A 21,830-nucleotide genomic window follows, 5' to 3' on the forward strand; every position below is an offset into this window, starting at 1 on the left:
TCCCTACGATAGGACCGCCAGCTCGACGAGACAGATTCGACCGGAACGACGCTTGCGGGTGCATACCCTTGAGAAGGTACGCTGGGACGGAATGATAGCGCCCGCTTTCGGTGCGTTTGGCGGAGGTGCTCGCCCTTCTCAGATCAAACACGGGGGAGCCCCCGTAGCGGGTTTCCAATGAGGCCCTTAACTTCGCTTCAAGACGAGTGGGAACATGGAACGCCATGTGGTGATGTTCACCCGTTCCGTTAGGCGACCGGCTCTCACGGCTCCAGATGTGTGTTAGACGCTCGCCCTCGTCTCTGAACCATTGTGCGAGGTACTCTCGCTCTTTGGTCCAGAACGCCGAACGCTCTTTCGGGTCGATATCTTCAATATTCGCTGGTCGAATTGTGAGAAATTGATTCAGTGGCTTGCCTATATTCTTGGCATGGCTGTCAGCGTCGAAAATCCTTTCTACGTCCCGCTTTGGGATGGACCTCGACACCTTTAAGAACCCAATTTGATCCCGTTCGTACCAAGCTCGAGTACGGGGGCGCCCCACACGTTTATTTTTTGGTTCACCTGAACTGTATATGAGGGTGACCCCTCTGCTATCGTGGGCAAACTCAGCGCTATCTACCGGAAGTTGCACGGCTATTGCCCCGTCGAGAGCAACTTGACCTTCTGGGATTTGTGTCCCGTCAAAACGGGGCTCATTGTCTTGCGAAAGGGTCGATAGCTTCACTGACGGAGTACCGGTTATTTCTGAAGTCATGGTGTATGTGATCGACATCATTTACCTTGGAATAGTGATTGAACCTCACTCGTGTATTAAGTTTGGTGTGCTCAATTCGACCAGAACTGACTATGATTGAGACAGCTGTTAGGTGGTAGAATTAAGTTTATTATTATGACAAATTCGAGCGTCCAGAATGCTTTATTTTTAAGGGTTTCATGGCCTTGTGGTCCGGAATGCGGTTAATTCTTTTCTTTTATGGGAGTGTAACTGGCTAAGGACTAACTTCGCGGCCAATTCACATCAACAATTCCTACATAATGAGACCGTTCCCGATACACATCCTCTAGATCATCTAGGAGTTATCAGTGCCGCGTAGCCTCGCCGAGCGCAGGCCTTCCTAGTGGATAAAATCAGACGCTTGGAACTTGGGGTTAACGCCCACCATAGAGATCATCGTCCCCGGAGATGATATGGACACAAGGATGAATTCAGACACGGAAATACTCCCCGACTACGATCTGACCTGCTGGTATCTCAATATCCGGCGCGTGCTGGAGCTGATCGGCATCGACAGTATCGCGTACGATCTCCGGGGACTTGAAGCACTTTCCCAGTTGGGAGACGCAACACGGCAGATCAGTCTGATCGTAACCCTAAAGAACCGGCTGACCGAATGGCTGCACAACCACAATCCGCCGACGCTTGGGCAACTGCTTATTGAGGATAGGCTGAAGCCGGGAATGTTGTTCACGCACTATGACCGCTATTTCTGCAAGGGGCTTAGCCAGGTGAGCGCCGCACTGCGCAAGGGACGAACACCGCCGGCCGCCGAAGCTTACGCCAAGCTCGATACATTTGAGGAGGGGCTGATCCTCTCCGTCCGGTTTCACCATGATCACCTGACATCGAATTCGGCGTGGACGGAGCTTTCTGGGCAGCGCCGCCTGATGGTGCTTGGCGCAGCCACCGAAATCGGGGGCGGCCGGATTGAGGCGATCCCATGGGTGATGGCTGACCCGCTGCCAGACCTGTTCGGGCCTCACAGCATTATAGCGAACCATTGGAGTAACCGTCTGGAAGTCCACCTCGACAGCATCGACAGCTTTGCGCTCGTCCGCGATGTGCCGCCTGTGCGGTCGAAAAAGGAGCTGGCGAAGCTGCGGGATATTCCTGAACGCGAGATCAAGGAGGCATTTGCAGAAATCATCGCCGAGAACTCTGTCAATCCCGACTGGGGCGGGGAGCAGTCCGATCTGTTTTCAGCGCAGGTGCGTATAGATGGGCGCCGCATATCGACCGCCTTTGCCTTCAAGGGACCCGCGAAATTCCATCCCATGACGATGGCGGACCTGGGCAAGAATGGCGACCAGATCAACAGACTGTTCGCCGAACCCGCGGAGCTTCTCATTCTCCAGCATTGCCACGAGATCACGCCGCCCGTGCGCGGCACAATGCGTGCCTTCGCGCAGCAGATGGGCAACCCGCGCATTTTCTGTCTGATTGACGGGTACGACACTATTCGACTGCTGCAGGCCTACGGTAAGTGTGGCTTTCAGGCAGAGGCGAAGGAAGCCCGTTGATGGAAAGATCACAGTTCTCTTGCAGGAATGGCCGAACGGTCACCATCGCGATTGATGAAGATGATGACTACGGTGCTTCCGTTTCAGACGAGCAGGGAAATCCACTTGGTAGGCTGGTATTTCGTCTGATCGAGGATGGTGAATGTCTGAAGCTAGTATGGGCGTATCTTGACCACAGCGACCGCGCTTGGTGCCGCCAAGGTCTTGGGCGCGAAATTCTGCGGAGGGTAAAAGAACTTTCCGGCTTGCCGGTTACTGCCAGTGATAACGACGGACACACGCAGGATGATGGCAGCCATCTTACCGGAGATGCGCCGGCGTTTGTGGCCAGGATGCGCGAGGAGGGGCTGATCGCACCCGGAGCGTATGACAGGCATGACGAGGAAGAGGTTGACTGGTGATTTGCTTGAGCGGCCAATAAGCTCGTTTGCATCTCGGCCCTCGGACTGAGAGATGGGGCCGCTATTGAAAATAGCCCTTTTGGCGATTCAAAGTGTGAGCTGATTTGTGAGTGTACGGGGCCTATTCAATATAAAAACTTCGATCTATAGATATATTCAAGCTTATATCTGGCCAATATTTGCATATATCTCTGCTAATTTGAACAAGTGTTGAAACTTCGGTATTTTTGCGAAGAAGTACCAAAGAAATACTTAAGCGGTGCGCAGGCTCGCCAAACCGGGGCACAAGGTCTCTGCTCTAAAAAAACAACGCCGGGATCGGATCTCGGCTCTTGTAATGTAATATTAGAGTCTGTTACACTAGCAGCAACGAACGTTGTTGTCGCTGTAGCGAGGCAGACCGACTTGGCTCATGGGAAGTTCATCGCATATTATCGCGTGTCGACCGCCAAGCAGGGACGCTCTGGCCTTGGCCTCGAGGCCCAGAAAGAGTCAGTTAGGACCTTTCGAAACGGCGAAAACTGGCAACTCGTGGATGAGATCATTGAGGTTGAGAGTGGCAAGCGCTCGGACCGGCCGAAACTAGCAGAAGCTCTCCGCCTGTGCCGTCTTCACGGCGCTACTCTCATCATCGCTAAATTGGACCGCCTGGCGCGTAACGTAGCCTTCATCTCCAACCTCATGGAGTCAGGCGTCGAATTCACAGCATGCGACTTTCCTCAGGCTAACCGCCTCACCGTCCACATTCTCGCAGCTGTGGCTGAGCACGAGGCAAAGATGATTTCAGATCGCACTCGTGGGGCTCTCGCAGCTGCAAAGGCCCGTGGTGTCAAGCTCGGAGGAGATCGTGGCAATCTCCCAGCCGTGGCCAGACAGGGAGCAGAAGCCAGCGTAATCGTCCGAGTCAGAGCAGCTCTCGAACGGAGCTGTGACCTTGCCCCGATCATTGCAGAGTTGAAGGCCGGCGGCTCTGTCTCGTTCCGGCAGATTGCATCCAGTTTGAACGCCCGAGGAATCTGCACTGCACGAGGCTGCAATTGGAACGCCGTGCAGGTGCAGCGAGTGATCCACAGGATTGAATCCCAAGCTCCTACTGTGCTACGGGCCGGACAATTGCCCTACTACTGCAATGGTATCGCGACGCTCAGTTCTTAGAAGCCGTGCTCTAATCTAGGCTGGCGCGGCAGCAGCATCTGTTCGCAGGAGACGGCTAAGCGCAAGGGTCAGCAGTCGGTCATCGAACAACTTTTGCTTCCGATTGGCAGCATTCACGCCGCCGGGCCACTCGCGGAGACCAGATTTCACGTCCTCGAGGTTCGGCTTGATTCCCTGTTGATGAACGAGCCAATCAACGGTGGCCAAGAGTTCCATCCCCAGAGGAGACTCGAAGCCGTCTATCAGTCCAGTCGTGGCTTCGAGTGCAGATCGGTACTCTTTCACCTCAGGTGAGGTCAGATAGGCGGCCACCTTGTCCTTTTTCGAATCTTCAAAGTGTATGACGTCTAGAGGGCCAGCGTCGGCCAGTCTTTTCTCGCTATGAAGATAACTCCCGTCCAACGCATTAAGCAGGTGCGTCAACCTTGGCGCAAACGGACCGAATCGATTGGCCTCGAAACGGAGATCGAGAGGATTGACAAGCTCGCTGGCTTCAATGCTTCGTTCCAGAAAGTAGGCAAGCTTCTGAACTTCGAGGAGCGTGCATTCGATACCTAAGATCCAGTATCGGCGGACCAGTTCAGCAACGAGCGCCCGCGCGGGCGTGAGCTTCTCCACGCCGGCGCGTTTTGCAACATTATGATACTTATGGGTCGGCTCGAATACGACGATCTCGACGCCAGCCAGAGAGCCCAACGCAGCTTCGATCTTCGGACGGACGTCCGCCCAATCCAGGCCACCATTACCGCTGCCAAGGGGCGGTAGGGCCAGGGAGCGAATACGATTCTCTCTGATGACGTTCTTTAAGTCGGCCAATCCCTCTTCGATCCACTCCATCTTAGAGGGATGGCGCCAATGTTTTTTTGTCGGGAAGTTAATGATCCATTTAGGCCCGATTAGCTGGTTCCGCTCAGTAACGAACATTCGCCCGACCTGTACAGTGCCCTGCTTACATGCGGTCTCATAGGCCTTAAAATTCTCCGGGTACGCTTCCTTGAACATGAGCGCTATCCCTTTGCCCATCACGCCCACAGTGTTGACGGTATTGACCAACGCATCGACGTTGGACTCAAACAAGTTACCTTGTGTAAATTTGATCATGAGAAGTACCAGCTCGGTTTTACGTGGACTGGAAGCGTTAAGCCACGCTTCGAGATGCGGTTCTTCAAACCTGCGGCGACCAAATCATTATAGCACACTACGCCCAAAAGAGCTTCACAAGGCATCATATTAAGAACCAACGCCTCCGCTTGGTACCGTTCGACTTTCCCGGGATCATCAACGTCTCGCTTGAAATCGCGTCGTTGCAAAATCGACCAATCAATTTGATCAAGCCTTGCAATATCTGAGTAGAAATTCGCTGCAGCCAAGTAGGCATGTCGATCAGAAAAAATGAACGGCTTCTCTTCCTTGACTAGTTTGTGGAGCGAGGAAACGAGTATCATAATTTCTTCATTGGCTCGCTTAACGATGCCCGCGTATCCTGTCCTGATATTATATAGCATAGGCGAATACGGCGTGAAATAGAAGGGCACGACGTCGCTTAGCGTCCCTCCGGGTGGAGATGGAAGCGCCCGACCGCTACGCTTATCTATGAGATCCGGGTTTCCAATATTCACGTAGTTTGGGTCGTGGCACTTGGAATTCCTGCAATGGACCCCGTTCTCCAGGATAAACGGAACGTTATCGCGATGAACAATACGAAATATCAGAGCCTTCTGGGGATTGAGATTACTGGACATCTAGGTATGCGTTTCACCCGTCAAAATTAACACGACCCTTCCCCGAACCAAGGTCCTGTCAAGGCCCGAACTCTTGGGTAGCACGGCCACCCGAGAAAATTCAAACGAGCTTCTCATGACCATTTTACCCTGCTGATAATGCGAACGGCCGAAAGAAGTCCGCGGCAGCGAGCTTGATTACCCCTCCAAGGCCTTCTTTATCGCATCATCAGGTGTCTTGTGATGAGTGCAGCGCGTCTGACCTGACGACGTTATCCGCCAGACCGAGTAGCCGCCTTTGCCAAGAGGTTTAATGGGGTCAAAGCTCCACTTTCCTGCCGTTATCAGCCGGACAAGCACTCGTTGCTTCCCATTCTCGTCCCGAATTGAGAGGAGCTTCCTCCCGGCGTCGTTTTGGATGAGATGTTCACCCTTCGGATCGATTGCAAAGATCTGATCGCCCTTCCATACGAGAAAATCAGGGTAGAAGTTGCGAGTCCCTCCCTTTTCCAGCAGGGGTATCGCGTAACCCCCATTAGGTGGATTACGCACCCACTTGTAGCCCGTCGCGTCGATGGCTCGCGCAAATTCGGGCTCGAATCCTTTCAGATCGCTGTAGCCCGCATGGCCGGCATTCTCAAAATGCTCAATCTCGTCGGGTTTCGAAAGCACGCTTGAAATCGTAAAGAGATTGGTATCTTCGAACGCCAGCTCAGCGTGCGCCAAGTAGACGTCCACCAGCCGCTCTGCTTTGTCACGTAGGTCTGTGGCGGCTTGACTCGTCACTTCGATCCTTGCCTCGAAGCGGGGATCAGCCCAGTCCACGGTCTTGGCTGCTTCAGGGTAGAGAGCTTGCATCGCCCGTCGGATCAGCCAGCGAGCGATGACGCGGTTGGAATGCGCTTTCGCAGAGGTCACAACGGTTGGTTTTGACCCATCACCAATTGCCTGGGTGGCTCGACTCAACTCGCCCGGCCCCTCCACTTGCGAGATTGGGGCTCCGTTGTAATCATGAACGAGATTCATAACTTCTTGCAGAGGCTCAACGGCTTTCTCAGCATCTATGTGGATCTCCGGGAGGGTCAATGCCTCCTTCGGATTGAGGCGAGCCCGCTTGCGATCTTGAGGATCGCTGAATCCTTCAAGTTTAACTTCTGGCATCTCGGCAGCAATCTTCTTGCTGACCATGTCAAGGATTTTGGGGAACTCCTGTCGGCTGTCGATCCGGATGTAGAAGTTCGCGGTGTTCAGCTCAGGATCCGCGTAATGCCTCGCACCGGGCTGTCGGATAACCCGGCCGATTACCTGTTCGATTTGGACGGCGGATCCCATCGACTTGTCGATATAGGCGAAGCAGCATTCAGGATCGTCCCAGCCTTCCTGAAGCGAAAGGTTGAAGATGATGTGCTTGAAGCTTCCGGCATTGAACGCAGAAAAATCGTCTTCACCACCACTGAAGAGGTTAAATTCATCGGGCGGCGGGTAGCCCTTTCTGTCCATCTTCAGATCCGCATAAATAGCGATTTCTGCGGGGTCGATGTTCTGTTCCTCAACTAGGTACCTCCAGATCAAGATCGGAGGTGCCCTACGCTGATTAAAAGGCTTGTTCGCGCTGTCCGCCGTCCCGTCGTCGCTGCTGATGTTGGTCTTGCAAACGTAAATAGCCTTAGGTTCGAAACCGGCTTCAAGGTCTTCAGCCCTATTAGTGACGACCTTGAAGTCGGCAATCATATCATTGAGCGTCGACTCCATCTCAGTCGCGTAACCGCCAAGGATGATTTGACGCTTAACTAGACCAGCCTCGACGGCATCCTTGCTGCGGATCGCGGTGACAAGGCCCTTCTGCGGACTGTCGTGATCAAAGTCGATTGCGCTGTCTGACCATCCATACTCTTTCAGACGGTCGATGATACGACCCAGCTTCCCTGGTGTTTTCATTGTAGCAGAGGCGACCAGTATCACGTCGGGCTGAAGCTCCAGCAGCAACTCGGTCTGCTGGTCGGTGAGGTTGTGACCCTCGTCGTAGACGATGATGAGGGGCCTACGTTCGCCAGACCCGTTCGTAGCCCGAGCAGTGAGCATTTCCCAAAGCGGATCGTCGTCGTTATCCGGAACTGCCTTGTGGACTTTGAGGGTCCCGTCGCCCTTGTCCTTTTGATTGAACGCCGCCACCGTAGTCATGGCGATTACTGGCTGAGTGTCATCGGCAATCCGATCTGAGTTTATCTCGGACAGCTGATTAACGAGGAAGCCCTCAAGCAGGCCACTGTACTTTCCGCCGCCCACGAAGTTTCCATAGGTCTGCTCAACGACCGCCTTGCTTTTTGAAATCCAGAGTACGATCGGCTCAGACTTCATGAGAGCGCGGAGTTGCGCCACTGAGTCAGCTAGAATGGGCGTCTTGCCTGACCCAGTGATGGCCGCGAGCGCCTGATAAAATGGTGTTGCCCAGTTTCTCTTTTCCCAAGGACGCTCATCATCATCCTGAGTTAGGAGCAGGTAGCGGCGAGCAATTTGATCGGCAGCGCGAGTCTGAAAGGGGAGAAGCTCAAATGTCACGCAGCGTTCTCCGTAGCCTGCGGTTGTTCATCCTTCGCTGTCCCGTAAAGATGCACTGCCTCATTAAAACCTAGCTTTTCCAAGATCCGGTTAGGAATCTGATAAAACTCGGTGTTGGGACCGCTGTAAGTCGAGATTCGTGCGTACACGTGGAAAGGTTGCGACAGGCCCTCCGCGGCAGCTTCTCTCGCAATCGCGCGGAACGCAGTCCGGTTAAGGACGGACGGTTCGTCAGGCCCATTCCAGATCAAGAAATAACCCTCACCGCGGGGGGACTTGGCGAACAGGTGCTCGTGCGTTCCCACTGGCAGGCGATGCAAATGCGCTGCGGAGCGCTCGTTCTGATCCCAATGAGACGTGAGTAGGAGGTCAATCATCTCCTCGCGTTCAAGTGCCAGGACCGCCGCCGCGTCAACGGTTGACATCAGTTTGGAGAACCTGAAGCCGCCGGGTAGAGGTGTGGCTCCTTTGAAAATCTTACCTTGTTTTGTGACCCGCTCACCCGTGATCGCGTGCTTCACGCGCACAGCTGTTAGGCTGCGAGCATAAGGATCTCCGCGCTCAGGCCGACCCTGCTCAATCAATATGAAACGCCGTTCGGCACTTGACTCATTATTGACCTCTAGAACTGCATGCGCGGTGGTGCCTGATCCGGCGAAAGGGTCGAGCACGATCCCCGAGGGTGGACACCAGATTTGAATGATTTTCTTGAACAAGCGAAGCGGCTTTACCGTGTCAAAGCCGTGCGAACGGCCAACGATGGCCGATAGTTCGTTGATACCCGCTTGACTGTGACCTGAGTGCTCATGCTCCCACGACACATTGCCGATCTCAAACGGTTCCTCGTAGTCTTCGTCCGCCCAAAACGTCGTTGGCACGATACCCTTTTTCACGTCCTCGAGATACTTCTTCATCCCAAAGGTACCCTGGCCCTCGTCCCGCCAATGCGCCGCTGGCCAATTACCCTTAGCACGGATGGCCTCGGCAGCTTTGCGGGCCTGCTTCAGAACCGGGAGTTCGCGTTTGACCGCTTTTTCGCCCGGGAGGGGAGCGCCCTTAATCATGAGAGCTAGAGCCTTACCGTCGTTCAGGTCACGCTCGACGTACTGCGAACCCCAAGCTTGGAGGAAGGCTTTCATCCGCTTCTTCTCAGAGCCCCAGTGCCGGCCTTCGCTAGGGTAATGCAACTCGCCCGTAAAAGGGGACTGGACGGCGTAAACCATGCCTTTGTGCGTATCTGCACCGCGGGCAGTTAAATCTCCTGGCTTCCAGAGGCGTGGGTCTCCATCGGGCGAGAGATAACGCGCGTTCATCGCATCCGTACGTGGCAAAAGGCCAGTCTTCGAGCGTTCGATGTCCTTGGCGTACACAAGGACATACTCAGTGGTGGTTGATATGTGCTTGCGATCGTTGCGCGGGGCGTAACTCTTTTGCCAGTTGATAATACCCACACGGTTGGCTTCCCCAAAAAGCTCATCTAGCAACAGGCCGAGGCGGTAAAGCTCCCGCTGATCGATACAGATAGCTAGCACGCCGCCCGGGCGGAGCATCTCTTTCATTACCCAGAGGCGGGGTTTCATGAACCGGAGCCATTTGGAATGGCGGGATCCATCATCCGTGGGTACGAGCGTTCCTAGGTCGGGATCGTTCGGATCCACATCCCATTTGTCATTGTATCGAAAATCCAGGCCGGTGTTATACGGCGGGTCTGTGAGCACAAGGTCAACATGACCGCGGTACTTGTACAGGCTCACTAATGCCTGCAGATTCTCGCCCTCGACGATCAAATTTTCCGCCTGTTCCGCCTCGTCGCCGCAGGACAACTTCTTCTCGATCTTTTGGGCTCGCGGCTGGACACGGCGAACGATTTGCCAAGGTGCGGTCTGGCCCGGGTACGTCAGCCGAATACCTCCCGCGGCTGCGCCATCACGTTCCAATAGGAGGCGGATCAGCTCTTCGCGGCTGAGCTTGTCATAGTCTCTCATGTTTCCCCCTGGCCGAGTAGTCGGGCAATGCTAGCGCGATAGGGCAACCACTGCCGCTCCCGTCCGTAGGCAATTCGCCTTATACACAGTGAAGTGCATCCTTGAGCCCTATTACCGCTTAGGTTAGCAGACCGCGAACAAATAGGGAACCTAAAAGCGCACCGATAGAAACAAGCGGGCTTGCGCCGGGCACCGGACCGGTACACAATGCGGTGCCGGGCGGCGAAAATTCTCCAGCATATTCAGGCTATTAATGTTTTGGACTGCGAGTCCTCTCCTGGGCACCAATCCGAATTTCAACACGTCCAATCACGTCCGAGACTGATTCAAAAGGCCCGGTTTTCCCGGGCTTTTTTGTTTACGCGTGCCGGGGAGGAAGTGGATTCCCCTGGCAGGGAGCCCATTCACCCTCGCCGAAGCCGCCTCACTTCTTCACCGTCGCTGCGCGACGAAAAACAGACGCGGGAAACGCAGCAGGACCTTTCCGTCTCCTTGCGCCGGATACGCCTCCGCGATGGCGGCTTCGTAGAGCGCGAGATAGTTGGCTCGCTCCCCATCCGGCAAGGGATCGAGATAAGGTTTGAGGCCGGTGCTGCGGAACCACTCGACGATGGCGCCGGGACCGTCGAGGACGTGGATGTAGGTCGTCTGCCAGATGTCGACATTGCAGCCGGCGCGCTGGAGGCACGCGTAATAATCCTCGAACGACCCGATGGTGGAGCGCGCAGCCGACGCGGATGACAACGCGCCGGCCCAGGGGCCGGCTTTGGCGATCTGCGTCATCAAGCGGTGCGCCGGCTCATCGAGATTGTTCGGCATCTGAACGGCGAGGACGCCGCCGGTTTTCAAGAAGGACACCAGGCGCGGGAGAAGCCCCGCGTGGTTCGGCAACCATTGCAGGACCGCGTTGGCGAAGATGAGGTCGAAGCGCTCGGTCGGCTCCCAGGCCTGCAGGTCCATCTGTTGGAAATCCACGTCCGGAAGACGCTCGCGCGCCGCCGCGACCATCGCGGCCGAACTGTCGAGGCCGGTGATGCGGGCGACCGGGAAGCGCCCTGCCAGCAAAGCGGTGCTATTGCCGGGTCCGCAGCCGAGATCGACGCAGCGTTCCGCTTCCGCCAAGGGCACCCGGCGCAGAAGATCGGTCGACGGACGCGTGCGCTCATCCTCGAACTTCAGGTACTGATCGGCGTTCCAATCCGCCAAGGCGATGTCCTTTCGGGCGCGGGCGCTGCCGGCAGAGAGGGGCGCGACGGGAATGCCGCCGAGCCTCAGCTGATGCCTTCGGTGGATTTTTCGCAGTCGCGTTTGGGGGTCTGCGGCGGGGGCTTCTGCTGCGCCAGCACGGGGTTGTCCGACATGTCGCCGGTGGCGGCGGCCGGCGCTGCGAAGGCCAAGGTCAAGGCGAGAAAAAATGCGCGAAGCATCGTCTGTCCTCTCAGTGAGCCGATCCAGCGATGCTAGAGCATGATGTCGAAAAGTGCGACGCGGTTTTCACGCCATCACGCTCCCGATCACGTTGTGGGCCTGACCAGATCGGCTTTATCTCGCCCCATCATCGCGGCCCGAAGCCTCCGCTTCGATCCAAAAACAAAGCGGGAACGTTTGGCGGGGCAATTCCGTTGATTCCCGTTCGTTTGACGACGTGGAGGCTGTCATGTCCCTGACTCGGACGGCGAAAACGTTTTCGTTGAAGGGGCTTGCCGTCGTGGCCTGTGCGCTGACGGCATTCTCCGGGATGACCATTCCGACGCCCTCGGAGGCACAGGTTTATCGCGGGCGGCCGGCCCATATGGCTCCCGGCTGGGCCGGGCGCCCGGGCTTTGTGCCCCGCGCTGCCTACCGGCCCGCTTTCCGGGGCTATCGGGCGGCGTATGGCTACCGGCCGGTCTATCGCGGATATCGACCGGCCTACCGGCCGGTCTATGGGGGATTTCGCCCGGCCTACGGCTATCGCCCGTGGCGCGCCGCCTATCGGCCGGCATACTACCCCTACCGGCCGGCCTATTATGGCGGCTACGGATACCGCTCGTCCTATTATGGCGGCTACGGATATGGCTATCCTTATGGCGGCTATTACGGGCGCTCCTACGATGGCGGCGGCGCAGTGGTCGCCGGCCTGATCGGCGGCCTGGCGCTTGGAGCGATTGCGAGTGCGGCCGCGCGGCCGGCTTACCGGCCCGCGACCTATCGCTCCTACGACAACTGCTTCTTTGAGCGCCGGCGGGTGGTCACGCGAAGCGGCAATGCCGTCATACGGCGGGTCCGCACCTGCCATTGAGCCTGCCTTCCGCAGGATGCCCATGGCCAAGAGTTCGGGCCGAATGGAGCCCGAACTCTTGGACCGCGACCGTTTTTTCGATCATCCGGAGCATGCGGTCGGCTGAAAACCGCTTCACACTTTTCGGCATCATGCCGTAGAGGGTAATGTCTCGCTCCCTCTTTGATGTTTCGGATCACCCATGACCACGCGTTTCCATCGCGGCGACCTGCCCGCGGATTATCAGCCGGGCCTCTCCCTCGCGATCGACACGGAAACGCTCGGGCTCAACCCGCACCGCGACCGGCTCTGCGTGGTGCAGATCTCCAAGGGCGACGGCACCGCCGATGTGGTCCAGATCGTCAAGGACGGGCCGCGGCCGACCCGCCTGATCCAGGTGCTGGCGGACGAGAGCGTCCTCAAGATCTTTCACTATGCGCGCTTCGATCTCGCGGTGCTGTTCCACGCCTTCAGCATCATGCCTCGCCCGGTCTATTGCACCAAGGTCGCGTCCCGTCTCGTGCGCACCTATACGGATAGACATGGCCTGAAGGATCTGACGCGGGAATTGCTCGGGATCGATCTCTCGAAGCAGCAGCAATCTTCCGATTGGGGCGCCGACACCCTGACGCCGGCGCAGATCGAATATGCGGCCTCGGACGTGCTCTATCTCCACGCCCTGAAAGAGAAGCTGGACCGCAACCTCGAGCGGGAACACCGCCTCGGCATCGCCCATCAGTGCTTCGCGTTTCTGCCGACGCGGGCGCAGCTCGATCTGCTCGGATGGGCCGAAACCGACATCTTCGCCCATTCGTAAGGCGATCTTCAATCTTCTCAGGATATAACCTATAAGGTCATAACTTCGCCACGGCCTGCCGTCATGGCGATGCCCTTGTCCGAACGAGCCCTGCTCGGCACGGGCCCTGGTCGACCGGGGCCTTGCCCGACACGAACGAAGGATCTGCGCCACGTGGCGAAACCCGGCGGCATGACGATTGACAGGTTGGCGGATGTGCCGGCCGCGCGCTCGCGCGGCTTTGCCAGCGCGCGCCGTCATTCGCGCTTCGTCCGGTTCGCCAAGCTTGCCATTCCGCTCGGGTCGGTTCTGGCGGTCGCCCTGGTGGCTTTCTACGCCTATATCGACCCGTTCCGAAACATTCCGGGCCTGTCCATAGGCAAGATCGGCGTCAGCGGCACGCAGGTGACCATGGAGAGCCCGAAGCTCAACGGCTTTCGCAACGATTCACGGCCCTACGAGGTCACGGCGAGCGCCGCCACCCAGGATGTTCTCAAGCCGAATTTCGTCGAGTTGAAGGATCTGCGCGCCCGCATCGTCACGGACGATAACGGCGGCGCGGCCAGGCTCGAGGCGGCCTTCGGCGTGCTCGACACGCAGAAGGAGCAGATGAACCTGCGGCAGGACGTGCTGGTGCGCACGGATGGCGGCCAGGAGGTCAAGCTGCTTTCCGCCTTCATCGACTTCAAGTCCGGCACGGTGGTGTCGAAGGAACCCGTCACCGTCATGCTCGGGAATGGCGTCATCGAGGCGACCGGGCTCAATGTCACGGATAACGGCAAGGTGATGCAGTTCCAGGGCCGCGTCCGCGCCGTGTTCGAGAGCACCAACAAGCCGGCCCAATCGACTCCTCCTCCCGCAGGGCAATTCGCACCAGCGCCGCCCGCGCAACCGACAAGCTCCCGCTCATGATCACGTTCAAACACGCGGCCTTCTGCACCGCGCTCCTTCTCGTGCCGGCCGGCGTCTCCGTCGCAACCGCTCAGCCGACCACCAAGGATCGGGCGGCCGGATTCGGCAGCTTCGGGGCCAGCAAGGAGCCCATCAAGATCGATGCCGATCGCCTTGACGTTTTCGACAAGGAAGGCCGCGCGGTGTTTGCCGGCAACGTGGTGGCGGTGCAGGGCGACAGCACCATGAACTGCACCTTGATGACCGTGCTTTACGAGCAGAAGCGCGACGGCACGCAGGGTGCGGCCGCCGCTCCGGCCGGGCCGATGGGCTCGGATGACAGCTCGATCAAGAAGATCGACTGCAAGGGACCCGTCACCATCGTGTCCAAGACGCAGGTCGCCACCGGCAACGACGCAACCTTCGACCGGATCGCCAACAAGATCTTCCTGATCGGCAACGCCACCCTCAGCGACGGGCCGAACATCACCCGCGGCGAGCGCGTGGTGTACGATCTCAACACCGGCGTGGCCAATGTGGAAACCACGCCGGGCGGCCGCGTGCGCGCGCTTTTCGTGCCGGGCAGCAATGCCCCCGCGACCCCGCCGGCGGGTGGCCCGGGCGCCGGCAAGCCCAAACCCCAGAAGCCTGCAACCAACTGATCGACGATGAAGCTCGTCTCGCCCGTGATGTCCTCTTTTGGTGATTTTTTCCGTTGAAACCCTTTTTCAGCCGTTCTCCCACAGGCCGCGCGCCAAACCCGGTTCCGGAGGCGATCGTCACGACGCGAGCCCCCTCGTTTGACCGCTACGAGGGCCAGGCGACCTTCGGGGCCGCAGGCGTTCTCGCCGTCAAGGGCCTGCAGAAGAGCTATGGCGGCCGCACCGTCGTGTACGACGCGGCGCTGAGCCTGCGGGCGGGCGAGGCGGTCGGGCTGCTCGGGCCGAACGGCGCCGGCAAGACGACCATTTTCTACATGATTACCGGGCTGGTCTCGGCCGATCGCGGCGTCATCAGCCTCGATGGCCATGACGTGACGCATCTGCCGATGTATCGGCGCGCCCGTCTCGGCATCGGCTACCTGCCGCAGGAGGCGTCGATTTTCCGCGGCCTCAACGTGGAGGACAACATCCGCGCGGTGCTCGAAATCGTCGAGCCGAGCCGAAAGCAGCGCGAGCGCAAACTCGATTCGCTGCTCGAAGAATTCAACATCGAGCGCCTGCGCAAATCACCCTCGATCGCGCTGTCGGGCGGTGAAAGGCGACGCTGCGAAATCGCCCGGGCGCTGGCTGGCGATCCCACCTTCATGCTGCTCGACGAGCCGTTCGCAGGCATCGATCCGATCGCGGTCGGGGACATCCAGAACCTCGTGCGGCACCTGACCCGGCGCGGCATCGGTGTTCTGATCACCGACCACAATGTCCGCGAAACGCTGGGCCTCATCGACCGGGCCTACATCATTCATTCGGGACGCGTGCTGACTGAAGGGCACCCGGATGCGATCGTCGCCAACGAGGATGTGCGGCGCCTCTATCTGGGCGAGGATTTCCGGCTCTAGAATCGCGCGCGCTGCGCTCTTGCGTGTCCGTTAGCACTTCTGCGCTTTGACGAGGTCGCGACGACGCATTAGACCTAGATGCAAGGTTTGCTGGGACGCGCTCATGAGCTCGACGCAACGGCTGGAACTGCGGCAGGGGCACGCCCTGATCATGACGCCGCAATTGCTGCAATCGATCAAGCTGCTGCAATTGTCCCATCTCGAGCTCGCCGCCTTCATCGATGCTGAGCTCGAACGCAACCCCCTGCTGCAGCAGGCCGAGGATGCCGCCGATTCCCTCCTCGATTCGAGAATGCGCGCCACCGAACAATCCGAGCGAATGATCCGCCGGATCTTTCCACCGGCAGGCGCAAGGTTTCCGAACTCGAATTCCGGACAGGCGGGTGCGTCGGTCGCAAGCGATGCGGTGCCGAGCCTCGATGCGACACTGGCCGGTCAGGTCAGCCTCACGGAGCATCTCGAAGCACAGCTTGGTCTTGCGACCACCGACCGGGTTTTGATTGAAACGGGGCGGTATCTGATCCACAGCCTCAGCGAGGCGGGATATCTTGCCGAGGAGACCGACGAGACCGCGGCCACGCTCGGCGTTGACACCGATACGGTGACGAGGGCCCTTCGCCTCATCCAGGGCTTCGACCCGCCGGGCATCGGGGCGCGCAATCTCCGGGAATGCCTGACGATCCAGCTCCGCGAGCGCGATCGTCTCGATGCGCCGATGGAGGCCCTGCTGGCACGTCTCGATCTGGTGGCGCGCCGGGATCATGCCAACCTTCGGCGCCTCTGCGGCGTCACCGAGGATGCGTTGGCGGCGATGATCGCGGAGATCCGGAGCCTCGAGCCGAAGCCGGGCCTCGCCTTCGGCACGGCCCCGGTCGATACGCTGGTGCCCGACATCTTCGTCCGCCCGGCACCCGCCGGCAGTTTCGAGATCGAACTCAACGGCACGACCATGCCGCGGCTTCTTGTGGACCGCGCCCACCATGCGGAACTCGTGCGATCGGCCCGTGGCAAGGCCGACCAGCTCTTCGTGTCGGATTGCGTCAGGAGCGCCAGCTGGCTTGCCCGCACGCTCGACCAGCGCGCCACCACGATTCTCAAGGTGGCGCACGAAATCGTCCGCCAGCAAGGCGCGTTTTTCCGCGAGGGAGCGGCCCACCTGCGGCCCATGACCCTGCGCTCCGTCGCGACGGCGATCAGGATGCACGAATCGACCATTTCGCGGGTGACCGCCAACAAGGCCATCGGCTCACCCCGCGGCACGTTCCCGATGAAATACTTCTTCAGTAGCGCGCTGAACGGCGCTGACGGGTCTGATGGCCATTCGTCGGCGGCTGTGCGCCATCGCATCAGGGCCCTCATCGCGGCCGAAACCGTGGGCGTGGTGCTGTCGGATGAGGCAATTGCGCGGCGTCTGCAGGCTTCGGGGGTCGCGATCGCCCGGCGGACCGTCGCCAAATACCGCAAGGCGTTGCGCATCCCCGCCGCGGCGCAGAGACAACGGGTCAGCAGGCGGAGCCCCATGCCGGTGCAATAGGCAGCGTCAAGACTTGTATTACCTCTGGGAAGTCTCATCATCGCAACAAGAACGCCCATAACAAATGGAGGACGATATGACGTTGAGGGTATCGGGTAAGAACCTCGACATCGGCGAAGCCTTGAGGGCGCAGGTCGAGGAGCGGGTCGAGAACGCCCTCTCGAAATATTTCAACGGGGGTTATTCGGGCCACGTGACCGTTGCCAAGGACGGCGCCGGTTTTCGCACCGATTGCGTGCTCCATCTCACCTCCGGCATGACGCTCGAGGCGTCCGGCAACGCCCATGACGCCTATGCGAGCTTCGACCAGACCGCCGAGCGGATCGAGAAGCGCCTGCGCCGCTACAAGCGTCGCCTGAAGGAGCATTCGGCCGCAGCAGCAGCCCGCGCCAATGGGCGGCAGGTTCCTTATCTGGTCTTCGAATCCCCCAGCGATGAGTCGGTGGCCGAGGACGAGGCCTTCCACCCCATCGTCGTGGCCGAGACCACGAAGCCGCTGCCTAACCTGTCGGTGAGCGACGCCGTGATCCAGCTCGACCTCACGGGCTCCCCGGTGCTCGTTTTCGTCCACGCTAGCACCGGCCGCATTAACGTCGTATACCGCCGCGGCGACGGGGCGATCGGATGGATCGATCCGCCGCCGGGGGAGCCCTGAGAGGCCGCCCCTGATTTGACCCGGGTTTTGCTTCTCTTGGCCCAAGTTTTGCTTGGTGAGTTGTGTTTGGCAGGTGCTGCCTGAAACCCCCGCGAGGCCTCTAAGGCTTCAAACCGGACGTAGCTTGATCAATGCCCTTGCTGGATTTTCTCGACCCTAAGGCCGTTCTGCCCGCATTGCGGGTGAGCAGCAAAAAGCAAGCCCTGCAGGAAATCGCCGCCCATTCGTCGAAATTGCTCGGTCTTGACGAGGGGATGGTGTTTGAGGCGCTCCTGCAGCGCGAGAGGCTCGGTTCCACCGGAATCGGCGAGGGCGTGGCCATTCCGCACGGCAAGCTGCCGGGCCTGACCCGCATCTTCGGCCTCGTGGCCCGGCTCGAGAAACCCATCGATTTCGAGGCTCTCGATGGGCAGCACGTGGACATCCTGTTCCTGCTGCTGGCGCCCGAGGGCGCGGGCGCCGACCACCTCAAGGCGCTGGCGCGCGTCGCCCGCGTGCTGCGCGAACCCGGCCTCGTGGACCGCATCCGGGCGACCCGCGAGGCCAACGCTCTCTATGCGGTGATGACGGAAATCCCCCGCGCCGCGTGATGCGCCTCACGGCTGCCCGGCGATCTCCCACACCATCTGCACGCCCGCATCGTAGCGGATCGTCGCCGGAGGCACGATCGGGACCTCCTGGCCGCCCTTGTCCATCGCCATCTGCATCCGCATTTCGGGCCGGGGCTGGTATGGCTGCGCCGTGCCGTCGCGGATTTCGATCACCCGGCCGAGCTTGACGCCGGCGGCCTTCGCGTAGACTTCCGCCTGGCGGCGGGCGTCAAGGACGGCCGCTTCCCGCGCCTTGTCGGCGCCCGCATCCTGGCGATCGAGCCCGAACGTGACCGATTGGAACGTCATGTCGCCGCTGGCCAGGATCTCGCCCGCCAGCCTGCCGACACCGGGAAGATCGCGGGTCGTGATCTGCAGGCGATGATTGGCGGTAAATTTCGGCATCGGGCGCGCGTCGCGGCTCGATTTCTCGACCACCGGCGTCTGGAACACCTGAAAATTCGCCGTTCGGATATCCTCTTTCTTGACGCCCAGCGCCTGGATCCGCTCAAGCACGCGCTCGCTCGCCGCATTGTTGGTGGATGCGGCCTGCGCCACCGTGTCGGCTTGCGTCTCGACCGTGACGAAGATGCGGGCGAAATCGGGCTTCAACTCCGCCTCGCCGGTCCCCATGACGCTGATGGTCGGCACGGGCGGGGTTCGGTCCTGGGCAAGAGCAGGCACCGAGACGGCAATCGCCGCGAGGGCCGCAAGCGTGGCAAGGCGCATGATGAAAAACCTCCAAGATGATGGCTCCGCCCGCAGGCGGAGCAGCAGGAAAGGCGAGCGACGCCGGGGCCCGACGGGGCCGCTAGAGCATCATGCCGAAAAGCCTGTAGCGGACTCCGGTCGGCACCATGCTCCGGCTCATCGTGATCAGCGGCCGGTTTTCACCCGCGTCCAGAGCCGCGTAACGGTTCGCTGCGAGCGCTCATCATAGGCCGTGTTTGTGAACAGACGCTTGAAGGTGGCGTCATCCGGGTAAATGCCCGGATCCTTGAGGATGTCCTCGTTCACGAACTTCTTCGCCGCGAGGTTGCCCGACGCGTAGGAGACGAAATTCGTGTTCATGGCGGCGATTTCGGGCCGCAGCATGAAGTTGATGAACTCGTGCGCCTCCGCGACGTTCTTGGCATCCGCCGGAATCGCGAAGCTGTCGAACCACATGAGCGCGCCCTCGCGCGGGATCACGTACGAAATCTCGACCCCGTTCTTGGCTTCCACCGCGCGATTGCGCGCCTGGATCATGTCGCCCGAATAGCCGACCGCCACGCAGATATCGCCGTTCGCCAAGGCGTTGATGTATTCGGACGAGTGAAATTTCTGAATGTTGCTGCGAACGCGGAAGAGCGCGTCCCCGGCCTTCGTCAGGTCCTCGTTACGCTTCGTATCGGGATTGAGACCGAGATAGGCGAGGACGCCGGGGAACAGATCCTCGGGCGAATCGAGCACATAGATGCCGCACGCCTTGAGCTTGGAGGCCACATCGGGTTTGAGCACCAGATCCCACGTATTGAGCGGCACGTCACCGAGGATGGCGCGCACCTTCTTGACGTTGAGGCCGATGCCGGTGGTGCCCCACATGTAATTGACGGCGTGACCGTTGCCGGGATCGAAGACCGCCAGCCGCTGCGTCACCTCCGGCCATTGGTTGGCGAGATTGGGCAGCTTTGCCTTGTCGAGCTTCTGGAAGACCTTGGCGCCGATCAGGCGCTGCAGGAACGGCCCGGACGGAACCACGATGTCGTAGCCGGATTTGCCGGCGAGAAGCTTGGTCTCGACGATCTCGTTGTTGTCGTAGGTGTCGTACACGACCTTGATGCCGGTCGTCTTCGTGAACTCGTCCAGCGCCTTCGGGTCCACGTAGTCGGACCAGTTATAGACATTCACGACGCGCTCCTGCGCGTGGGCGGCGGTCGCGAGGCCTAGGGCCAGAACAAGCGAAGCGAGGATACGGATCATCGAAGACGGCACTCCTGAAGGTCGAAACCCGGAGAGGCTAGGAGGTTCCGCGTCGGGAAACAACGGCCATCCGAACAATGTTGGGGCGTCTCCACATCGGCGATTTGCCTTGAGAGCCTGATCCGGCGAAGTGGATACCGGTTCGCGAAGGATCAAGCGGCAGCAGATCAGAGTCGAGGAAGCTGACTCCGTCTCTAGGCCGCCTTCCTGACGATTCCGGCGAGCCGTTCCAGCCCCGCATCGAGGGTCTCGTCCTTCTTGGCGAAGCAGAAGCGCACCACGTTCTTGACCGCGCCGTTGGCATAGAAGGCCGAAACCGGGATTGCGGCGACGCCGTGCTCCATCACCAGACGCCGGCAGAACGCCACGTCGTCGCTCTCGCCGAGAGGCGCAATGTCGATGTTGAGAAAGTAAGTGCCCTGGCTCGGGATGACATCGAAGCCGAGGGTTTCGAGCCCGGCGGTAAAGCGGTCGCGGCTGCGGGCGAGATCGCCACGCAGGCCCTCGAAGAACGCGTCGTCCTTGGCAAGCCCATAGGCCACCGCGCTCTGCAGGTTCGGCGGCGTCGTGAAGGTGAGAAACTGGTGCGCCTTGGCCAGGACGCGCATGATCGGCGGCGCCGCGCACACGAACCCGACCTTCCAGCCGGTCAGATTGAAGATCTTGCCGGCCGAGCCGATCTTGACGCTGCGGTCGCGCATGCCTTCGAGCCCGAGCACCGGCTGGTGGCGGCGGCCATCGAAGACCACATGCTCCCAGACCTCGTCGGAGATCGCGATGGCGTCGAACCGGCGGCAGAAATCGGCCAGCAGGGCGAGATCCTCCGCGCTGAAGATCGTGGCGGTGGGATTGAGCGGATTGTTGAAGACGACCGCCTTGGTCTTCGGCGAAAAGGCCTTGGCCAAGGCCTCCTCGGTGAGCCGGAAATGCGGCGGCTGCAACGTCACGAAACGGGGGATGCCGCCCGCGAGGCGCACCAGCGGCAGGTAGGCGTCATACATGGGCTCGAACAGCACGACTTCGTCGCCGGGCTCGACGAGAGCGAGAATCGCGCCCGCCAGAGCTTCGGTTGCGCCCGAGGTCACCATCACTTCGGTGCCGGCGTCGAGGTCGAGACCCTGCCAATGGGCGTAATGGGCCGCGATGGCGCCGCGCAGTTCCGGCAGCCCCATCATGGACGGATATTGATTGTAGCCGTTGAGCACCGCATCCGCCGCCTTGCGGCGCACATCCTCCGGGCCCGGATCGTCCGGAAAGCCCTGTCCGAGATTGATCGCCCCGGTGTCCCGGGCGAGGCCCGACATCACCTCGAAGATCGTGGTGGGAATATTGGCGAAAAGCGGATTCATGCCGGTGTCTCGTCGCTTGCGGTCTGCTGAAAGCGGTTGGTAGCACGGTCTTGCCGAGGTGACACCCGTGAACGCTGTTGCACCCTTTCTTCCCTCCCCCTTGCGGGGAGGGA

Annotated in this window: 20 protein-coding genes; 11 read left to right on the forward strand and 9 right to left on the reverse strand. The window is 59.7% G+C overall.

The window, feature by feature from the left end; all coding sequences use genetic code 11:
- The first annotated feature begins 1,203 nt into the window (after positions 1–1,203).
- The 3 genes from FEZ63_RS05620 (at position 1,204) to FEZ63_RS05630 (ending at position 3,857) form a co-directional block, all read left to right on the forward strand.
- Positions 1,204–2,301, forward strand: a complete 1,098-nt coding sequence (locus tag FEZ63_RS05620; RefSeq protein ID WP_150942653.1) for a hypothetical protein — start codon at positions 1,204–1,206, stop codon at positions 2,299–2,301.
- Positions 2,301–2,702, forward strand: coding sequence for a hypothetical protein (locus FEZ63_RS05625; protein ID WP_150942654.1), 402 nt, complete (start codon positions 2,301–2,303; stop codon positions 2,700–2,702). The genes FEZ63_RS05620 and FEZ63_RS05625 overlap by 1 nt, the downstream gene beginning before the upstream one ends.
- A 207-nt stretch (positions 2,703–2,909) precedes the next feature.
- Positions 2,910–3,857, forward strand: coding sequence for a recombinase family protein (locus FEZ63_RS05630; protein WP_338042196.1), 948 nt, complete (start codon positions 2,910–2,912; stop codon positions 3,855–3,857).
- Between the two features lie 15 nt (positions 3,858–3,872).
- Here FEZ63_RS05630 and darG read toward each other — a convergent pair whose 3' ends face one another.
- The 6 genes from darG to FEZ63_RS24795 all read right to left on the reverse strand — a co-directional run bounded on the left by darG (position 3,873) and on the right by FEZ63_RS24795 (position 11,549).
- Complete coding sequence (gene darG, locus FEZ63_RS05635) at positions 3,873–4,958, reverse strand: type II toxin-antitoxin system antitoxin DNA ADP-ribosyl glycohydrolase DarG (RefSeq protein ID WP_150942655.1); 1,086 nt, start codon at positions 4,956–4,958, stop codon at positions 3,873–3,875.
- Positions 4,955–5,599 carry a type II toxin-antitoxin system toxin DNA ADP-ribosyl transferase DarT gene (gene darT / locus FEZ63_RS05640; protein WP_150942656.1) on the reverse strand — a complete coding sequence of 215 codons (645 nt, stop codon included), beginning with the start codon at positions 5,597–5,599 and terminating at the stop codon, positions 4,955–4,957. The genes darG and darT overlap by 4 nt, the downstream gene beginning before the upstream one ends.
- 177 nt (positions 5,600–5,776) lie before the next feature.
- Complete coding sequence (locus FEZ63_RS05645; protein ID WP_150942657.1) at positions 5,777–8,137, reverse strand: DEAD/DEAH box helicase family protein; 2,361 nt, start codon at positions 8,135–8,137, stop codon at positions 5,777–5,779.
- On the reverse strand, positions 8,134–10,122 hold the full coding sequence (locus FEZ63_RS05650; RefSeq protein WP_150942658.1) for a site-specific DNA-methyltransferase: 1,989 nt from the start codon (positions 10,120–10,122) through the stop codon (positions 8,134–8,136). The genes FEZ63_RS05645 and FEZ63_RS05650 overlap by 4 nt, the downstream gene beginning before the upstream one ends.
- Before the next feature lie 432 nt (positions 10,123–10,554).
- Positions 10,555–11,328 carry a trans-aconitate 2-methyltransferase gene (gene tam, locus FEZ63_RS05655; RefSeq protein ID WP_150942659.1) on the reverse strand — a complete coding sequence of 258 codons (774 nt, stop codon included), beginning with the start codon at positions 11,326–11,328 and terminating at the stop codon, positions 10,555–10,557.
- Positions 11,329–11,393: 65 nt separating this feature from the next.
- Entirely contained in the window at positions 11,394–11,549 is a 156-nt protein-coding gene (locus FEZ63_RS24795) for a hypothetical protein (protein WP_153245852.1), read from the reverse strand.
- 230 nt (positions 11,550–11,779) lie between these two features.
- Here FEZ63_RS24795 and FEZ63_RS05660 point away from each other — a divergent pair, with 230 nt between their 5' ends.
- The 8 genes from FEZ63_RS05660 (at position 11,780) to ptsN (ending at position 18,406) form a co-directional block, all read left to right on the forward strand.
- Positions 11,780–12,403 (forward strand): hypothetical protein, encoded by a 624-nt coding sequence (locus FEZ63_RS05660; RefSeq protein ID WP_244622651.1) that lies wholly within the window; start codon positions 11,780–11,782, stop codon positions 12,401–12,403.
- 181 nt (positions 12,404–12,584) lie between these two features.
- Positions 12,585–13,199 carry a ribonuclease D gene (locus FEZ63_RS05665; RefSeq protein ID WP_150942660.1) on the forward strand — a complete coding sequence of 205 codons (615 nt, stop codon included), beginning with the start codon at positions 12,585–12,587 and terminating at the stop codon, positions 13,197–13,199.
- A 153-nt stretch (positions 13,200–13,352) separates the two neighbouring features.
- Positions 13,353–14,090 carry an LPS export ABC transporter periplasmic protein LptC gene (lptC, locus tag FEZ63_RS05670; protein ID WP_162419673.1) on the forward strand — a complete coding sequence of 246 codons (738 nt, stop codon included), beginning with the start codon at positions 13,353–13,355 and terminating at the stop codon, positions 14,088–14,090.
- Entirely contained in the window at positions 14,087–14,731 is a 645-nt protein-coding gene (locus FEZ63_RS05675) for an LptA/OstA family protein (protein WP_150942662.1), read from the forward strand. Before lptC ends, FEZ63_RS05675 begins: the two co-directional genes overlap by 4 nt.
- A 113-nt stretch (positions 14,732–14,844) precedes the next feature.
- Positions 14,845–15,627, forward strand: a complete 783-nt coding sequence (gene lptB / locus FEZ63_RS05680) for an LPS export ABC transporter ATP-binding protein (protein ID WP_420846263.1) — start codon at positions 14,845–14,847, stop codon at positions 15,625–15,627.
- 103 nt (positions 15,628–15,730) lie between these two features.
- The gene (rpoN, locus tag FEZ63_RS05685; protein ID WP_150942663.1) at positions 15,731–17,161 is read left to right on the forward strand and encodes an RNA polymerase factor sigma-54; all 1,431 of its coding nucleotides are present in this window, start codon (positions 15,731–15,733) and stop codon (positions 17,159–17,161) included.
- A 76-nt stretch (positions 17,162–17,237) separates the two neighbouring features.
- The gene (hpf, locus tag FEZ63_RS05690; RefSeq protein ID WP_150942664.1) at positions 17,238–17,816 is read left to right on the forward strand and encodes a ribosome hibernation-promoting factor, HPF/YfiA family; all 579 of its coding nucleotides are present in this window, start codon (positions 17,238–17,240) and stop codon (positions 17,814–17,816) included.
- 131 nt (positions 17,817–17,947) lie between these two features.
- Positions 17,948–18,406, forward strand: coding sequence for a PTS IIA-like nitrogen regulatory protein PtsN (gene ptsN, locus FEZ63_RS05695; RefSeq protein WP_150942665.1), 459 nt, complete (start codon positions 17,948–17,950; stop codon positions 18,404–18,406).
- A gap of 6 nt (positions 18,407–18,412) precedes the next feature.
- Here ptsN and FEZ63_RS05700 read toward each other — a convergent pair whose 3' ends face one another.
- The 3 genes from FEZ63_RS05700 to FEZ63_RS05710 all read right to left on the reverse strand — a co-directional run bounded on the left by FEZ63_RS05700 (position 18,413) and on the right by FEZ63_RS05710 (position 21,717).
- Positions 18,413–19,135, reverse strand: coding sequence for an SIMPL domain-containing protein (locus FEZ63_RS05700; RefSeq protein WP_150942666.1), 723 nt, complete (start codon positions 19,133–19,135; stop codon positions 18,413–18,415).
- Positions 19,136–19,282: 147 nt separating this feature from the next.
- Positions 19,283–20,368 carry a polyamine ABC transporter substrate-binding protein gene (locus tag FEZ63_RS05705; protein WP_150942667.1) on the reverse strand — a complete coding sequence of 362 codons (1,086 nt, stop codon included), beginning with the start codon at positions 20,366–20,368 and terminating at the stop codon, positions 19,283–19,285.
- A 194-nt stretch (positions 20,369–20,562) separates the two neighbouring features.
- A complete protein-coding gene (locus FEZ63_RS05710) occupies positions 20,563–21,717 on the reverse strand; it encodes an aminotransferase (RefSeq protein WP_150942668.1) in 1,155 nt (384 codons plus the stop codon).
- Positions 21,718–21,830 lie beyond the last annotated feature (113 nt).

Origin of the sequence: Microvirga brassicacearum (assembly GCF_008757455.1) — a bacterium.
GTDB lineage: Bacteria > Pseudomonadota > Alphaproteobacteria > Rhizobiales > Beijerinckiaceae > Microvirga > Microvirga brassicacearum.

Excerpts from the sequence above, each read along its gene's own strand:
- FEZ63_RS05675 (WP_150942662.1), top strand. The coding sequence starts at position 14,087 with ATGATCACGTTCAAACACGCGGCCTTCTGCACCGCGCTCCTTCTCGTG.
- FEZ63_RS05625 (WP_150942654.1), top strand. The coding sequence starts at position 2,301 with ATGGAAAGATCACAGTTCTCTTGCAGGAATGGCCGAACGGTCACCATC.
- ptsN (WP_150942665.1), top strand. The coding sequence starts at position 17,948 with ATGCCCTTGCTGGATTTTCTCGACCCTAAGGCCGTTCTGCCCGCATTG.
- darG (WP_150942655.1), bottom strand. The coding sequence starts at position 4,958 with ATGATCAAATTTACACAAGGTAACTTGTTTGAGTCCAACGTCGATGCG.
- FEZ63_RS05620 (WP_150942653.1), top strand. The coding sequence starts at position 1,204 with ATGAATTCAGACACGGAAATACTCCCCGACTACGATCTGACCTGCTGG.
- FEZ63_RS05660 (WP_244622651.1), top strand. The coding sequence starts at position 11,780 with ATGTCCCTGACTCGGACGGCGAAAACGTTTTCGTTGAAGGGGCTTGCC.
- FEZ63_RS05665 (WP_150942660.1), top strand. The coding sequence starts at position 12,585 with ATGACCACGCGTTTCCATCGCGGCGACCTGCCCGCGGATTATCAGCCG.
- FEZ63_RS24795 (WP_153245852.1), bottom strand. The coding sequence starts at position 11,549 with ATGCTTCGCGCATTTTTTCTCGCCTTGACCTTGGCCTTCGCAGCGCCG.
- FEZ63_RS05650 (WP_150942658.1), bottom strand. The coding sequence starts at position 10,122 with ATGAGAGACTATGACAAGCTCAGCCGCGAAGAGCTGATCCGCCTCCTA.
- FEZ63_RS05710 (WP_150942668.1), bottom strand. The coding sequence starts at position 21,717 with ATGAATCCGCTTTTCGCCAATATTCCCACCACGATCTTCGAGGTGATG.
- rpoN (WP_150942663.1), top strand. The coding sequence starts at position 15,731 with ATGAGCTCGACGCAACGGCTGGAACTGCGGCAGGGGCACGCCCTGATC.
- hpf (WP_150942664.1), top strand. The coding sequence starts at position 17,238 with ATGACGTTGAGGGTATCGGGTAAGAACCTCGACATCGGCGAAGCCTTG.
- FEZ63_RS05700 (WP_150942666.1), bottom strand. The coding sequence starts at position 19,135 with ATGCGCCTTGCCACGCTTGCGGCCCTCGCGGCGATTGCCGTCTCGGTG.
- FEZ63_RS05705 (WP_150942667.1), bottom strand. The coding sequence starts at position 20,368 with ATGATCCGTATCCTCGCTTCGCTTGTTCTGGCCCTAGGCCTCGCGACC.
- darT (WP_150942656.1), bottom strand. The coding sequence starts at position 5,599 with ATGTCCAGTAATCTCAATCCCCAGAAGGCTCTGATATTTCGTATTGTT.